Annotated in this window: 12 protein-coding genes; 10 read left to right on the top strand and 2 right to left on the bottom strand. The window is 64.2% G+C overall.

The window, feature by feature from the left end:
• Nucleotides 1–171: 171 nt before the first annotated feature.
• Nucleotides 172–2,391 carry a primosomal protein N' gene (locus tag GEV38_RS25700; protein ID WP_015272144.1) on the bottom strand — a complete coding sequence of 740 codons (2,220 nt, stop codon included), beginning with the start codon at nucleotides 2,389–2,391 and terminating at the stop codon, nucleotides 172–174.
• Between the two features lie 167 nt (nucleotides 2,392–2,558).
• On the opposite strand from GEV38_RS25700, the gene rpmE reads away from it, so the two are divergent.
• The 3 genes from rpmE to GEV38_RS25685 all read left to right on the top strand — a co-directional run bounded on the left by rpmE (nucleotide 2,559) and on the right by GEV38_RS25685 (nucleotide 5,044).
• Complete coding sequence (rpmE, locus tag GEV38_RS25695) at nucleotides 2,559–2,774, top strand: 50S ribosomal protein L31 (RefSeq protein WP_003257833.1); 216 nt, start codon at nucleotides 2,559–2,561, stop codon at nucleotides 2,772–2,774.
• A 2-nt stretch (nucleotides 2,775–2,776) separates the two neighbouring features.
• A complete protein-coding gene (locus GEV38_RS25690; protein ID WP_043935970.1) occupies nucleotides 2,777–3,598 on the top strand; it encodes a thermonuclease family protein in 822 nt (273 codons plus the stop codon).
• Between the two features lie 177 nt (nucleotides 3,599–3,775).
• Nucleotides 3,776–5,044: a malic enzyme-like NAD(P)-binding protein gene (locus tag GEV38_RS25685; protein WP_015272142.1), complete on the top strand. Its 1,269-nt coding sequence runs from the start codon at nucleotides 3,776–3,778 to the stop codon at nucleotides 5,042–5,044.
• A 185-nt stretch (nucleotides 5,045–5,229) separates the two neighbouring features.
• On the opposite strand, the gene GEV38_RS25680 is transcribed toward GEV38_RS25685, so the two are convergent.
• Nucleotides 5,230–7,680, bottom strand: a complete 2,451-nt coding sequence (locus GEV38_RS25680) for a penicillin-binding protein 1A (protein ID WP_371929311.1) — start codon at nucleotides 7,678–7,680, stop codon at nucleotides 5,230–5,232.
• 207 nt (nucleotides 7,681–7,887) lie between these two features.
• Between GEV38_RS25680 and pilM the strand changes: the two genes are divergently transcribed.
• The 7 genes from pilM to GEV38_RS25645 all read left to right on the top strand — a co-directional run bounded on the left by pilM (nucleotide 7,888) and on the right by GEV38_RS25645 (nucleotide 14,874).
• Entirely contained in the window at nucleotides 7,888–8,769 is an 882-nt protein-coding gene (gene pilM / locus GEV38_RS25675) for a type IV pilus biogenesis protein PilM (protein ID WP_054572203.1), read from the top strand.
• On the top strand, nucleotides 8,766–9,302 hold the full coding sequence (locus tag GEV38_RS25670) for a PilN domain-containing protein (RefSeq protein WP_015272139.1): 537 nt from the start codon (nucleotides 8,766–8,768) through the stop codon (nucleotides 9,300–9,302). Before pilM ends, GEV38_RS25670 begins: the two co-directional genes overlap by 4 nt.
• Before the next feature lie 11 nt (nucleotides 9,303–9,313).
• Nucleotides 9,314–10,315 carry a pilus assembly protein PilP gene (locus tag GEV38_RS25665; protein WP_043936291.1) on the top strand — a complete coding sequence of 334 codons (1,002 nt, stop codon included), beginning with the start codon at nucleotides 9,314–9,316 and terminating at the stop codon, nucleotides 10,313–10,315.
• Entirely contained in the window at nucleotides 10,239–11,507 is a 1,269-nt protein-coding gene (locus tag GEV38_RS25660; protein WP_173896051.1) for a type IV pilus secretin PilQ, read from the top strand. Before GEV38_RS25665 ends, GEV38_RS25660 begins: the two co-directional genes overlap by 77 nt.
• A gap of 4 nt (nucleotides 11,508–11,511) precedes the next feature.
• The gene (aroK, locus tag GEV38_RS25655) at nucleotides 11,512–12,030 is read left to right on the top strand and encodes a shikimate kinase AroK (RefSeq protein WP_015272136.1); all 519 of its coding nucleotides are present in this window, start codon (nucleotides 11,512–11,514) and stop codon (nucleotides 12,028–12,030) included.
• A gap of 96 nt (nucleotides 12,031–12,126) precedes the next feature.
• A complete protein-coding gene (aroB, locus tag GEV38_RS25650; RefSeq protein ID WP_015272135.1) occupies nucleotides 12,127–13,224 on the top strand; it encodes a 3-dehydroquinate synthase in 1,098 nt (365 codons plus the stop codon).
• A gap of 15 nt (nucleotides 13,225–13,239) precedes the next feature.
• Nucleotides 13,240–14,874: an SPOR domain-containing protein gene (locus GEV38_RS25645; RefSeq protein ID WP_054572202.1), complete on the top strand. Its 1,635-nt coding sequence runs from the start codon at nucleotides 13,240–13,242 to the stop codon at nucleotides 14,872–14,874.
• Nucleotides 14,875–14,942 lie beyond the last annotated feature (68 nt).

The following is a 14,942-nucleotide window of genomic DNA, read 5'->3' as shown; positions in this document are numbered from 1 at the left end:
GGTGGAAAAACTGGGCATTATCCGTGGCTGGGGGCGGGTTGCCAACCTTTGGGGTGCAACCATCAAGGGTTCCATGTTGTGTTCGAGGGCCTCATCGCCGGCAAGCCAGCTCCCACAGAAGAGTGCGCGCAACCTGTGGGAGCTGGCTTGCCGGCGATGAGGCCGGTCGATTCAGTACAGGTCTACCGGGTCGACATCCAGCGACCACCGCACCTGGCGCCCGCTCGGCATCTGCTCCAACACTAGCAACCAGGCGCTGATCAGTCGATGCAAAGGCGCCCGCGTATTGGCCTGTATCAACAGTTGTGCGCGGAAGCGCCCGGCGCGGCGCTCCATCGGTGCCGGCACCGGCCCCAGCAGCTCGATGCCGGGCAGGCGCTGTTCGGCCACCAGGCGCTCGGCGGCGGCGCAGGCCTCGTCGAGGAAACCTTCGGCCTGTCCGGGCTTGTGCGCTTCGGCGCGCAGCAGCGCCAGGTGCGAGTAAGGCGGCAGCCCGGCGGCGCGGCGTTCGTCCAGGGCCTGCTCAGCGAAGGCGAAGTAGCCCTGCTCGGTAAGCTGCACCAGCAGCGGATGGTCGGCCAGGTGGGTCTGGATGATGACCTTGCCGGGTTCCTCGGCCCGCCCGGCCCGCCCGGCGACCTGCACGATCAACTGTGCCATGCGTTCGCTGGCACGGAAATCGCCGGAGAACAGCCCGCCATCGGCATCGAGGATGGCCACCAGGGTCACCCGCGGGAAGTGATGGCCCTTGGCGAGCATCTGGGTGCCGACAAGGATGCTCGGCTGGCCGCGCTGGATGGTGCTGAACAGGTTGTGCATGGCGTCCTTGCGCGCGGTGCTGTCGCGGTCCACACGCAGGATCGGGTAATCCGGGAACAGCACTTTCAGGCGCTCCTCGGCGCGCTCGGTGCCGGCGCCGACCGGGCGCAGGTCAACGTGGTTGCACTGCGGGCACTGCTGCGGCAGGCGCTCGTCATAGCCACAATGGTGGCAACGCAGCACGCCGGAGCGCTGGTGCACGGTCATGCGCGCATCGCAGCGCGGGCATTCGGACAGCCAGCCACAATCGTGGCACAGCAAGGTCGGGGCGAAACCGCGGCGGTTGAGGAACACTAGTACTTGCTGGCCCGCTTCCAGGGTTTGGCGGATGGCTTGCTGCAGTGGGCCGCTGATGCCACTGTCCAGCGGCAGGCTCTTCACATCCAGGCGCAGCATGCGTGGCGGGCGGGCACCGCCGGCACGCTGGTTCATGCGCAGCAGGCGGTAGCGACCGGTCAGGGCGTTGTGCAGGGTTTCCAGCGATGGAGTGGCAGAACCGAGCAGGATCGGGACGTTTTCCTGGTGGGCACGTACCAGCGCCAGGTCGCGGGCGTGATAGCGCAGGCCTTCCTGCTGTTTATAGGAGCCGTCGTGCTCCTCGTCGATGATGATCAGGCCGGGGTTCTTCATCGGCGTGAACAGTGCCGAGCGGGTGCCGATGATGATGTCGGCCTCGCCGTCCCGGGCTGCCAGCCAGGCATCCAGGCGTTCGCGGTCGTTCACCGCCGAATGCAGCAGGGCGATGCGGGCGTTGAAGCGTTGCTCGAAGCGGGCCAGGGTCTGCGGGCCGAGGTTGATCTCCGGGATCAGCACCAGGGCCTGCTTGCCGGCTTCCAGTGTTTCGCGGATCAGTTGCAGGTACACCTCGGTCTTGCCGCTGCCGGTGACACCGGCCAGCAGGAAGGCGCCAAAGCCGCCAAAGCCTTCGCGCACGGCGTCGAATGCTTCGCGTTGCTCTTCGTTGAGCGGCAGTTCCGGCTGTGCCAGCCAGTGTTCGTGGCGAAGTGCCGGCAGATGGCGGCGGACCTCGATCTGCACCAGGTCCTTGGCCAGCAGCAGGTCGAGGCTGTCCTTGTTCAGATTGAGCTTGGCCAGCAGGCTGTGGGCCACGCCATGCGGGTGCTGGGCCAGGGTCTTGAGGGCATCGCGCTGGCGCGGAGCGCGGGCGATGCGCGGGTCTTCCAGGCGGGCGCCGGGGGCGACGTGCCAGAAGCGCTCCTGGCGCATCTCGGCAGGTTCGCCTTGGCGCAGCAGGGTCGGCAAGGCCCAGCTCAGCGTGTCACCCAGGCTGTGCTGGTAATACTGGGCGGTCCACAAGCACAACTTGAACAGCGACGGCGGGATCGGTGATACCGGGTCGAGCAGGGCGCTGGCCGGCTTGAGCTTGTCGGCGGGCACTTCGCTCTGCTCGCACACCTCCACCAGCACGCCGATCATTTCGCGGCGGCCGAATGGCACGCGAATGCGCATGCCCGGAGTCAAGGCCTGGCGTGCCATGCTTGCCGGCGCCTTGTAGTCGAACAGGCGACGCAGCGGGGAGGGCAGGGCAAGGCGCAGGATGACGTCGGACACGCGGAAAGTCTCGGAGGGCGTTTCAAAGACTGGCGAGCCTAGCAGACGACGGTCGGTGCAAGCGACAACTTGCGTTGGCGTGATGCTCTGGTATTATTCGCCGCCTAATTACGTGCGGTATTCAACAATTGGTGTTGGGTGGCGGCACGCAGCTCGAGGAAGTGACCATGAAAGCAGATATTCATCCGAACTACGAAGTAGTTGCAGTCACCTGCAGCTGCGGCAACAAGTTTGAAACCCGTTCGACCCTGGGCAGCACCCTGGCGATCGACGTTTGCAACCTGTGCCACCCGTTCTACACCGGTAAGCAGAAAGTCCTGGACACCGGTGGTCGCGTACAGAAGTTCGCCGATCGCTTCGGTATGTTCGGTACCAAGAAGTAATCATGCGCATGGCGAACCCCTCGGGTTTCGCATTGCTGCAAAAAAAGGCGCCCCTTGTGGGCGCCTTTTTTATGGGCGTCATCTGGCAATTCCCGGCCCTGGCGTTCTGCCCGCTACCAGGCAGCCCTCAGCAGGTGGCGGTGCGCCAGGTGGTCGATGGCGATACCTTGCGCCTGGTCGATGGCCGCAGCGTGCGATTGATCGGCATCAATGCCCCGGAAATCGGCCGTAACGGGCGCACTAGCGAACCCTATGCCGAGGCCGCCAGGCAGCGTTTGCAGGCTTTGGTCAAAGCCAGCGACGGGCGTGTAGGGCTGGAGCCGGGCGTCGAGTCCAAGGACAAATACGGCCGCACGCTGGCGCATATCTACGGGCGCAATGGCGACAATATCGAAGCACAGCTGCTCAGCGAGGGCTTGGGCTATCGCGTCGCGGTTGCCCCCAATGTGCGCCTCAGCGCTTGCCAGCAGCTTGCCGAGCAGGCTGCGCGCAAGGCTGGCTCCGGGCTGTGGCGTCGTTCGCCGGTGGTGCGTGCCGGGGATGTCCGGCAGTCGGGTTTCGCGGTCATTGCGGGCCGCATCGAAGGCGTGGAGCGCAACCGTGGCGGGGTCTGGCTGAACCTGGACGGTGCGGTGGTGCTGCAGGTTCCCGCTCGTCTGCAGCGCAACTTCCCCGCCAGCTTCTTCGATAACCTCAAGGGACGCCAAGTCGAGGCGCGTGGCTGGGTGCTGGATCGTTCCCGCAAGGGCGGCCTCAAGCCCGGGCAGCGACGTTGGCTGTTGCCGTTGACCGATCCGAGCATGTTGGAGCGCATTTCAGGCTAAAAGATGTAGACATTTCGCTATTGGATTGTACACACTGTTAGGCGTATGCCCCGTGGGTTATAGCGTAAAGTCGTAGGCTAAAGGCCTTGACACAAGTGACCGACCAGTCTTGTGGCTCCCCGGCTCTTTGCGTATCCTCGGCGGTCCGTCAGAACAGTAAATAGCGGAATGCCCACCATGTCAGACCTGAAAACCGCCGCTCTCGAATATCACGCTCAACCTCGTCCGGGGAAACTGAGCGTCGAACTCTCCAAGCCCACAGCCACCGCCCGTGACCTCGCCCTGGCCTACAGCCCAGGTGTTGCTGAGCCCGTGCGTGAAATCGGCCGTGATCCAGAGCTGGCTTACAAATACACCGGCAAAGGCAACCTGGTTGCGGTGATTTCCGATGGCACCGCCATCCTCGGTCTGGGTGACCTCGGCCCACTGGCTTCCAAGCCGGTCATGGAAGGCAAGGGTGTTCTGTTCAAGCGTTTCGCCGGTATCGACGTGTTCGACATCGAAGTGGAGTCGGAAAGCCCGCAGGCGTTCATCGACACCGTTCGCCGCATCTCGATCACCTTCGGTGGCATCAACCTCGAAGACATCAAGGCGCCTGAGTGCTTCGAAATCGAGCGCACCCTGATCGAACAGTGCGACATCCCGGTATTCCACGATGACCAGCACGGTACCGCCATCGTGACCGCTGCCGGCATGATCAACGCCCTGGAAATCGCCGGCAAGAAGCTGGAAAACGCCAAGATCGTCTGCCTGGGTGCCGGCGCTGCCGCCATCTCCTGCATGAAGCTGCTGGTAAGCATGGGTGCCAAGGTCGAAAACATTTACATGATCGACCGCAGCGGCGTGATCCACGCTGGCCGTGACGACCTGAACCAGTACAAGGCGCAGTTCGCCCACGCCACCGACAAGCGTACCCTGGCTGACGCCCTCGACGGTGCCGACGTGTTCGTAGGCCTGTCCGGCCCGAACCTGCTGAGCGCCGAAGGCCTGAAGTCGATGGCTGCCAACCCGATCGTGTTCGCCTGCTCGAACCCGGACCCGGAAATCTCGCCAGAGCTGGCGCATGCCACTCGCAGCGACGTGATCATGGCTACCGGTCGTTCCGACTACCCGAACCAGGTCAACAACGTACTGGGCTTCCCGTTCATCTTCCGTGGTGCCCTGGACGTTCGCGCCAAGCGCATCAACGAAGAAATGAAAATCGCCGCCGCCATCGCCCTGAAAGATCTGGCAAAGCTGCCAGTGCCGAAGGAAGTGTGCGACGCCTACGGCGTACAGGCTCTGGAATTTGGTCGTGAGTACATCATTCCGAAGCCGTTGGACGCACGCCTGATCACCGTCGTTTCCGACGCTGTGGCCAAGGCCGCCATCGAATCCGGCGTGGCAACCCTGCCGTATCCGAAGCACTACCCGCTGACCAGCGTGGATGACGTGTTCAAAGGCTGATTGCTGCCTGGCGACACAAAAAAGCCCCGGCTCGTATGAGCCGGGGCTTTTTGTTTGCCGTTGTGAAGGATGTGTCAGGGCTGCTGGTGTTTGCCATGGCAAATTTGTCGCCTATGAGATCGAGCGCCGCCCGCGCGGCGCTCGATTTACGCGCCCACGCAAAAACCTGAGACAAGCACCTGCCGTCAGAACAGGTCCATCGGCGCCGCTTCATCCGCCGGCAGTGGGCTGCCCGGTGCTGCGCCAGTGCCCAGTTCATCCACCGACGGCGGCGAGTCCTCGGCCTTGAACAGCTCGAAGTAGGCATTCGGCGTGCTCGGCGAAGCGGCACGGCCGCTGACCGGGTCGACGCGCAGGCTGAGGATGCCTTCCGGTTCTGCCGGCGCATGCGCAGGCTTGTCCTTGAGTGCCGCGCCCATGAAGCTCATCCAGATCGGCAGTGCCGCCGTGCCGCCGTACTCGCGGCGTCCAAGGGTTTCGGGCTGATCGAAGCCGACCCACACGGTGGTCACGTAGTCGGCGTTGTAGCCAGAGAACCAGGCGTCCTTGGACTCGTTGGTGGTACCGGTCTTGCCTGCCAGGTCGGTGCGGCCCAGGGCCAGCGCCCGGCGGCCGGTGCCGCGCTTGATCACGTCCTGCAGCATGCTGGTGAGGATGTAGGTGGTGCGACCGTCGATGATCCGCTCGGCCACGGCCGGCGCCTGCGGTGCAGAAGCCACCTGGCTGAAGGCAGCGGGTGCCTCGCCAGGCATGGCGGTTGTGCTGATCGGCTGTTCGGGCGCGGCCACACCCGCCTGGTCCTCGGCACCTTGCGGTACCCGAGCCGGGTTGGCGGTGAACAGCGTCTCGCCGCTGCGGCTTTCGATGCGATCGATCAGGTACGGGGTGATCTTGTACCCGCCGTTGGCAAAAGTACTCCAGCCTGTGGCGATTTCCAAAGGGGTCAGGGTGGCGGTGCCCAGTGCCAGCGACAGGTTGCGTGGCAGGTCCTGCTTGTTGAAGCCGAACTTGGCGATGTAGTCGATGGTGCGGTCCACGCCCATGGCCTGCAGCAGGCGGATCGACACCAGGTTGCGCGACTTGTACAGCGCTTCGCGCATGCGGATCGGACCAAGGAAGGTATTGGTGTCGTTCTTCGGTCGCCAGACTTTGTCCAGGTACTCGTCGACGAACACGATTGGTGCATCGTTGACCAGGCTGGATGCGGTGTAGCCACTGTCCAGTGCGGCGCTGTAGATGAACGGCTTGAAGCTCGAGCCCGGCTGACGCTTGGCCTGCATGGCGCGGTTGTAGTTGCTTTGCTCGAACGAGAAACCGCCGACCAGGGCGCGGATGGCGCCGTTGTAAGGGTCGAGGGTGACCAGCGCACTCTGCGCGCCAGGTACCTGGCTGAACTTGAACTTGCCATCCTCAAGGCGCTGCACGCGCACCAGGTCGCCAACCTGGGCCACATCTGCCGGTGACTGCGGCGCACGGCCCTGGGAGTTGCTGTTAATGAACGGGCGCGCCCATTTCATGGTGTCCCAGGCCACCTGCTCTTCCTGGCCGCTGCGGGTCAGCACCTTGAGGCCGGTTTTTTCGACCTGGGTGACGATGACCGGCTCCAGGCCGCCGAGGCTGCGCTGCTTGCCCAGTTCCTGCAGCCAGGCTGCCTGGGTGCGGCCCGGGAAGCGTGCTTCGGGCCCGCGGTAGCCGTGGCGCTCATCGTAGTCGGAGAGACCGTTGAGGATGGCCTTGTTGGCCATTTCCTGCATGTCGCTGGGCACCGTGGTAGTGACGCGGAAGCCTTCGGTGTAGGCGTCGCTGCCGTAGCGACCGACCATTTCGGCGCGGGCCATTTCGGCGATGTAAGGCGCATTCACTTCAGGCGTGGGCACGTGGTAGCTGGCGTTGAGCGGCTCGGCCAGGGCCGCCTGGTAACTGGCTTCGTCGATCTTGCCCAGCTTGTACATGCGGCCGAGGATCCAGTCGCGGCGCTCTTTGGCGCGTACGGGGTTGGCCAGCGGGTTGAAGCGCGAGGGTGCCTTGGGCAGGCCGGCGATCATCGCCATCTGCGCCAGGCTCACGTCGCGGATCGACTTGCCGTAGTACACCTGCGCGGCGGCATCGATACCGTAGGCGCGGTTGCCCAGGTAGATCTTGTTCACGTACAGCTCGAGGATCTCGTCCTTGGTCAGCTCACGCTCGATCTGCAGGGCCAGCAGGATTTCATTGGTCTTGCGCGAGAAGCTGCGCTCGCTGGTGAGGAAGAAGTTCTTCGCCACCTGCATGGTGATGGTACTGCCGCCGGTCTGGATATGGCCGGTTTTCACCAACTGGGTCGCGGCGCGCATCAGGCTGCTGGGGTCGACACCGTAGTGATTGAGGAAGTTGTCGTCCTCGGCCGACAGAAGCGCCTGGATGAATTGTGGGGGAATTTCCTCGAAGCGGATCGGTGAGCGACGCATTTCGCCGAACTCGGCAATCAGCTTGCCGTCGCTGCTGTACACCCTGAGGGGGATCTGCAACTGGATGCTTCTGAGCGACTCGACCGAGGGCAGGTTGGGGCTAAGATACAGAAACGCACCGCTCACACCGAGTACGAGCGCGCAGATGACTGCGACGGAAGACCACCAGAAGAACTTCAGCAGACGTATCAAGGCTTTTCGGTGTCCAGGTTGGGAGTGGATTGCACGCAGGTCCGGCGGACCAAAAAACGCTGGGCATTATAAGCATTTTTTCGCCTCTCCGGGTTACCGGCCAGGCTGCCCGTCGCCTCGATGGGCAGGCGCGGCCTAGTGCTGACGCGGGGTTGGGGCAGGTAGCCGCGAAAGATGGCGGCGACAGACAACAAGGATGCCACGATGCTAGGACGCTTCGGCAAGGATGCCGGTTCACTCGTGGGGGTGGAAATTGCCCCTGACTCCGTTCGGATTGTGCAACTGCAGCGGCGTAACCGGCGCTGCCGGGTGCTTGCCTCGGTACAAGAGCCGTTCGAATCATTGGCTGGCAGTGATTGGGCGGCAGAGCCTGGCGCCGTGGCGGCTGCCTTGAGGCGCGCCTACAGGCGCAGCGGCCTCAGACAGCGCCGGGTCGCGCTGGCACTGCCGGGTAACCAGGTGATCTGCAAGCTATGCCACCTGCCAGTGGAACAGGGCGGTGCAGAAGTGGAGGCGCAGCTGCTGGCTGACGCCGAACGGCTGTTTCCATTTCCGCTGGAAGACCTGGCCCTGGATTTTCAGGTCCTGGGCGGTTCTCGCGTCCAGCCAGGCTGCGCCGAGGTGATGGTGGCGGCATGTCGGCAGAGCGCACTGGCGCCACTTGAAGGCATCGTCGAGGAGGCAGGGCTGCAACTGGAGGCCGTGGAGGTCGACAGCATTGCCTTGGGGCGCATGCTGCCGCAGGGCCGGCACCAAAGCTCGGCGTTGCTGCGTATCGAGGCGCACAGCACCATTCTTTATGGCTGGCATTCGGGGCAGCCTCAGCAACGGCGTGAGCTGAGCCTGGGGCTGTCGACGATAACCGGGGCGCTGCCAGAGCGCCTGCTGGCCTTGCTCGCCGGTGAGCCTTTGCCGGAATGCCTGTTGATTGCCAGCTGTTCTCCGGTCGAAGCGGGCCAGTTGCAAAGCCTCGGCTCCCAGCTGAACCTTCCGTGCCGCCTAGTGCCTGACCTGGCGCGTCTGGAACACGTCGATGGTGCGATGATTCTGGCTTGCGCCCTGGCTCTCGGAGGATTGCGTCGATGATGCGGCTGAACCTTCTGCCCTGGCGCGAACGGCAGCGGCAAGCCGCGTTGCGGTCTTTCCGCAGGCAACTGGTCGCCGGCGCTCTACTGGCCCTGTGTGGCGTGATGTTGGTCGACCAGCTGGCCCGCTGGCGCGGGGAGCAGCAGGCGCTGGCCAATACCCGGCACCAGGCAGCCCTTGAGGCGTTGGGCGAGCAGTTGCAGCCGCTGGCCGATGTGCATGCGCAGCATGAGGCGCTGCTGGCACGCGTGGTGGCGCTGGAAGCACTGCGCGCCCATCAGGATGTGCTGGTCGGGGTCTTCGCTGACCTCGAGCGGGCGTTGCCGGTGGGTGTGCAACTGCTCGACCTCAGCCTGGAGGATGGCAATCTGCAGATGACCGGGCTGGCCAAGTCAGGTGCCGTGGTCGCACAGTTCATGCGTGACCTGAGTCGCTCGAGTGCGCTGGTCGGTCTGGAACTCAAACGCGTCAGGAGCCTGCCAGGCGGCGATGAATTCCTGCTGGGGGCGCGCGTTTCGGCGTTCTGGTCGTGAATGCTGCGCAGGTGCTCGGCTGGCTGGCCATGGCCGAGAGCTCCAGCCGCTTCAGGCAGCTGGCGCCAGTGCTGGTGGCCTTGGCGTTGTTCGGCCTGGGCTGCGCCATACGTCTGCCTGCAGCGCTGCAACAGCAGGCGCAGGAGGAGGCTCGGCACGCCGAGTTGAACGAACAGCATTCAGCCGGCGCGGTGCAACTGGCCGAGTTGGAGCAACTCCACGCGTCGGTAACCATCGCCGAGCAACGCTTGCGCGAGGCGCACTGGCACCTGGCGGCCGGTGAGGGCATGAGTGACCTTCTCGAGCGTCTGGCGGCTTCGGGGCACGCGCATGGCTTGCTGATCGAGCGCTTCGACGTTCATGAAGACGAACAGCAGGCCGGTTTCCGCCAGGTGCCGCTGGAGCTACAGGTGGTGGGGCGATACGCGGCATTGCGCCAGTGGCTGGGTGACTGGTTGGGCCAGGCGCGTGTTTTGCGTAGTGGTGACCTGCAACTGGCTCCAGCAGATGGCAAGCCTGGGCTGCTGCGCCTGCAGTTGCGGGTTGATGCCTATCAGGCGCTGGCGCCAGTGCCGCAGCCTGCGATGCTAGCGCGCATGCCAGCCAGGGGCGGGACGGCAGCGCCCGCAGTCGACCCGTTTGCGCCTGGAGCGACGCGATTGTCGGCCAGCGGGTTGGCCGGCGTGCCTTTGGCGCAACTGGAGATGGTCGGCAGCCTGTCACGTGGAGCGGAACACGAAGCACTGCTGATGGCGGCGGGCAGGCTCTATCGCGTACGCCCTGGGGACCGGGTCGGGCGTGACCAGGGGGTGGTGGCGAGAGTTGATCAATCCCAGGTCGAAGTACGCGAACGGCTGTTCATGGCAGGGGGGTGGCATGAACGCACGGCGTTCATCACGCTGGCAAAGCACCTGGGCAAGGAGGCCCCGGACGACGATGAAAAGATTGATGAAATGGATGCTGGCAGCCCTGCTGCCGTTCCCGCTGGCGTCGGCAATGCCTTATCAGGGTGAACCACTGTCGCTGAACTTCCAGGATGTGGAAGTGCGCTCGGTGCTGCAGGTGCTGGCTGACTATGCCGGTGTCAACCTGGTTGCCAGCGATGCCGTGCAGGGTAGCGTCACCTTGCGCCTTGAGGATGTTCCATGGGACCAGGCGCTGGATCTGGTGCTGCGCAGCAAGGGCTTGGCCCGGCGACAGGAGGGCAATGTGCTGTTGGTGGCGCCCGCGGCGGAGTTTGCCGCGCAGTCTGTCGATGCCCATGTGGGCCAGGCGCTGGATGCACAGTTGCAGCCGTTGCGTCGGGAGCTGTTGCCCATTCATCACGCCAAGGCCGCCGAGCTGGCAGAGCTGCTGCTGGCGAGCCTGGCGGATGACGGCATCCTCAACGGTCGGGGCAGCCTGAGTGTCGATGAGCGCACCAATACGCTGGTGGTGTACCAGCCGGCAGACCGCCTTGCCGAACTGAGGCAGCTGGTGGCGCAGCTGGATGTGCCGGTGCGTCAGGTGGCGATCGAGGCACGTATCGTCGAGGCCAACGTCGATTACGAGAAAAGCCTGGGGGTGCGCTGGGGTGGGCCGCTGTATGTCGAGAACCCGCGCCCGGGCAAGGATCTGTTCGTCGATCTCGGGGTGGAGCGGGTGGGCGGTAGCATCGGTCTGGGCTTGTTGCGTGGCGATGTGCTGCTCGACCTGGAACTCAGTGCCATGGAAAAGAGCGGCAACGACGAAATCATCTCGCAGCCCAAGGTGGTCACGGCCGACAAGGAAACGGCCAGGATCCTCAAAGGCACCGAGGTGCCGTACCAGGAAACCAGCAAGAGCGGCGCCACCTCGGTAGCGTTCCGCGAAGCCTCGTTGTCGCTGGAAGTGACCCCGCAGATCACTCCGGACAACAAGGTGATCATGACCGTCAGGGTGACCAAGGACGAGCCGGATTACGTCAATGCCTTGAACAACGTACCGCCGATCCGCAAGAACGAGGTCAATGCGAAGGTTCGCGTGACGGACGGAGAAACGATCGTGATCGGTGGCGTGTACTCGACTTCGCAAAACAATGTGGTCGACAAGGTGCCATTTTTCGGCGATCTGCCGTATGTTGGGCGGCTGTTTCGACGCGATGCATTACAAGAGAAAAAATCCGAGCTGCTGGTCTTCCTGACTCCGCGTATCATGAGTGACCAGGCGATTGCTGTGAGTCGTTGATTCTGTGCGAAATTTGATACTTGTGGGGCCCATGGGTGCTGGTAAAAGCACCATCGGACGCCTATTGGCCAAAGAGCTGCGCCTGCTGTTCAAGGATTCCGACAAGGAAATCGAACTGCGATGCGGCGCCAACATCCCGTGGATTTTCGACAAGGAAGGCGAGCCGGGTTTCCGTGACCGCGAGCAGGCGATGATCGCCGAGCTGTGCGCACTCGATGGCGTGGTCTTGGCGACCGGCGGTGGTGCGGTAATGCGCGAAGCCAACCGCAAGGCCCTGCACCAGGGTGGCCGGGTGATCTATCTGCATGCTTCGGTCGAACAGCAGGTTGGTCGCACCGCGCGTGATCGCAATCGCCCCCTGTTGCGCACCGCCAACCCCGAGGCGACCTTGCGCGCCCTGCTGGAAGCCCGCGACCCGCTCTACCGCGAGATCGCCGACCTGGTGGTAGAAACCGACGAGCGGCCGCCACGCATGGTGGTGATCGATATTCTCGAGCGCTTGCAGCAGTTGCCGCCCCGTTAGCCCGGGACTATTCTCGGCCACCAGCGCCGAGGCGAGGTTCAACGTAACCGCGTAGGTGCCCGAGCGGCGCCGCGCACAAGTACATTGTGGGGATACATGCAGACACTAAAGGTCGACCTGGGCGAGCGTAGCTACCCGATCTACATTGGCGAAGGCCTGCTGGACCAGCCTGAGCTGCTGGCGCCGCACATTGCCGGGCGGCAGGTTGCCATTGTTTCCAACGAGACCGTCGCGCCCCTGTATCTCGAACGCCTGAGCAAGACCCTGGGGGCCTATTCGGTGCTGCCGGTGGTATTGCCCGATGGCGAAGCCCACAAGAACTGGGAAACCCTGCAGCTGATCTTCGATGGCCTGCTGACTGCACGGCACGACCGCCGCACCACCGTGGTTGCCCTGGGCGGCGGCGTGATCGGTGACATGGCCGGCTTCGCTGCCGCCTGCTACCAGCGCGGCGTCGACTTCATCCAGGTGCCGACCACTTTGCTGTCCCAGGTCGACTCCTCGGTCGGCGGCAAGACCGGTATCAACCACCCGCTTGGCAAGAACATGGTCGGTGCCTTCTACCAGCCCAATGCGGTGCTGATAGACACCACCAGCCTCAAGACCCTGCCGGCACGCGAGCTGTCAGCAGGCCTGGCCGAAGTGATCAAGTACGGCCTGATCTGCGACAAACCGTTCCTCGCCTGGCTCGAGGACAATATGCAGGCACTGCGTGCCCTCGACCCGGTGGCGCTGACCGAAGCCATCCGCCGCTCCTGCGCGGCCAAGGCCGCGGTGGTGGGTGCCGACGAGCGCGAGTCTGGCGTGCGCGCCACGCTGAACCTGGGGCATACCTTCGGGCATGCCATCGAGACCCACATGGGTTACGGCGTGTGGCTGCACGGCGAAGCCGTGGCGGCGGGCACGGTGATGGCCCTGGAGATGTCCATGCGCCTTGGCTGGATCGACCAGGCCGAGCGCGATCGCGGAATCCGCCTGTTGCAGGACGCAGGTTTGCCGGTGGTGCCACCACAGGAAATGACCCCGGCGCATTTCATGGAGCACATGGCGGTCGACAAGAAAGTGCTCGACGGCCGCCTGCGTCTGGTGCTGCTGCGCCAGATGGGCGAGGCCGTGGTGACCGACGACTATCCGAAAGAGATTCTACAGGCCACGTTGTCGGCGGATTACCGCGCGATCGTGGCCCAGCTTTGAGGTTGTGACAGCGCAATGACCAGTTTGCATGCCGATGAGGCCTTTCTCGACCATTACCAGTTGAGCCATGATCCGTTCGCGCCCCGCGTGCCCGGCTTCAAGTTCTTCCCGGCCCAGCGCAAGCCCGTGCTCGGCCAGCTGCATCACCTGGCGCGCTACAGCCAGCTGATGCTGGTTGTCACCGGCCCGCTGGGCAGTGGCAAGACCCTGCTGCGCCAGGCCCTGGTGGCCAGTACCAACAAGCAGGCGGTGCAGAGCGTGGTGGTGTCCGCCCGTGGCGCCAGCGATGCCGCCAGCGTACTCGGCCAGGTTGCACAGAACCTGGATGTGGCCGAGGCCGAAATGCAGGCGATCCTGGCCAAGGTGGTGCAACTGGCACTGACCGGCCAGGAAGTGTATTTGCTGGTGGACGATGCGGAACAACTCGACGAGTCGGCACTCCAAGCGTTGCTGGAATTGGCGGCGGGTGTACCGGAAGGGCGCCCGCACGTGTTCCTGTTCGGTGAGCCGTCGCTGATTGCCGGGCTGGACGAGATCAATATCGAGGAAGAACGCTTCCACATCATCGAACTCGCCCCCTACAGTGAAGAAGAAACCCGCGAGTACCTGGAGCAGCGCCTGGAAGGTGCTGGCCGGGGCATCGAGGTGTTCAGCCGTGAACAGATCGTCGATATCCATGAAAACTCCGACGGCTGGCCTGGCAACATCAACCAGGTCGCCCGTGACACTTTGATCGAAGCCATGATCGCCAGCCGCTCGACGGCCAAGCGACCATCCATGGGGTTCAAGATGCCTAAAAAACATGTGCTCGCGCTGTCCGCTGTGGTTGTGGTCGCCGTTGCGGCCGCGGTGTTGATGCCGAAGAAAGGTGACAAGGCACCTGCCGAAGCGCCGGCCGCCCAGGCCCAGCTGCCGCTTGGCGAGGGCCAGGCCAATGGTGGCAATCCCGCCATCGAGTTCTCGGGTTCGTCCCAGCCGATGCCGCTGCCGCTGGTTGGCCAGTCGCAGCCGGTGATGCGCGAGCCACTGGCCCAGGCCGCGGGCATGGGCGAGGGTGAAGAGGGCAGCCCGGCCGGTGATACCGCCCTGCAGCCAGGCAACCCGCCGCCAACCGTGACCACCATCGCGCCGCCGCAAGGTGTGCCAGCGGGCCCGGCACCGGCACCTGCCCAGCCAGTAGCCGCGGCGCCAGCCCAGCCAGTACAGACGCCACCGCAGCCGGTTGCGCCTGCGCCAAAACCTGTCGCAACCCAACCTGCCAAGCCGGTTGCGCCTGCCAAGCCTGCACCAGCACCAACCCAGGTCGCCGTGGCCAAGCCGGCCGCCAAGCCTGTCGAGAAGCCGGCAGCCGGTGGCAGCGGCAACAGCGGTTGGTACGCCGGGCAGAAACCGGGCAATTATGTGGTGCAGATCCTGGGTACCAGCTCCGAGGCTTCGGCTCAGGCGTTCGTGAAGGCTCAAGGTGGCGACTATCGCTACTTCAAGAAAAACCTGCAGGGCAAGCCGCTGTACGTAGTCACTTACGGCAACTTCGCCAACCGCGACGCAGCGGTTGCGGCAATCAAGAACTTGCCAGCGAAGGTCCAGGCTGGTAAACCTTGGCCACGTACCGTCGCCAGCGTCCAACAAGAGCTGGCCTCGGCCCGCTGATACCTTCCGGGCGGCACCACCCCGCCGCCCAGTTGCTGAGCGATTACTGACTTTCGACTAGCCTGCTG

The organism is Pseudomonas sp. 13159349, assembly GCF_013305685.1.
Lineage (GTDB): Bacteria > Pseudomonadota > Gammaproteobacteria > Pseudomonadales > Pseudomonadaceae > Aquipseudomonas > Aquipseudomonas asiatica.
Note: the sequence above shows the minus strand (reverse complement) of the source record. Positions and strands in the feature narration are given on the sequence as shown.

Coding starts and splice junctions, on each gene's coding strand:
- rpmE (WP_003257833.1), top strand. CDS start 2,559: ATGAAAGCAGATATTCATCCGAACTACGAAGTAGTTGCAGTCACCTGC.
- GEV38_RS25690 (WP_043935970.1), top strand. CDS start 2,777: ATGCGCATGGCGAACCCCTCGGGTTTCGCATTGCTGCAAAAAAAGGCG.
- GEV38_RS25685 (WP_015272142.1), top strand. CDS start 3,776: ATGTCAGACCTGAAAACCGCCGCTCTCGAATATCACGCTCAACCTCGT.
- pilM (WP_054572203.1), top strand. CDS start 7,888: ATGCTAGGACGCTTCGGCAAGGATGCCGGTTCACTCGTGGGGGTGGAA.
- GEV38_RS25670 (WP_015272139.1), top strand. CDS start 8,766: ATGATGCGGCTGAACCTTCTGCCCTGGCGCGAACGGCAGCGGCAAGCC.
- GEV38_RS25660 (WP_173896051.1), top strand. CDS start 10,239: ATGAAAAGATTGATGAAATGGATGCTGGCAGCCCTGCTGCCGTTCCCG.
- aroB (WP_015272135.1), top strand. CDS start 12,127: ATGCAGACACTAAAGGTCGACCTGGGCGAGCGTAGCTACCCGATCTAC.
- GEV38_RS25645 (WP_054572202.1), top strand. CDS start 13,240: ATGACCAGTTTGCATGCCGATGAGGCCTTTCTCGACCATTACCAGTTG.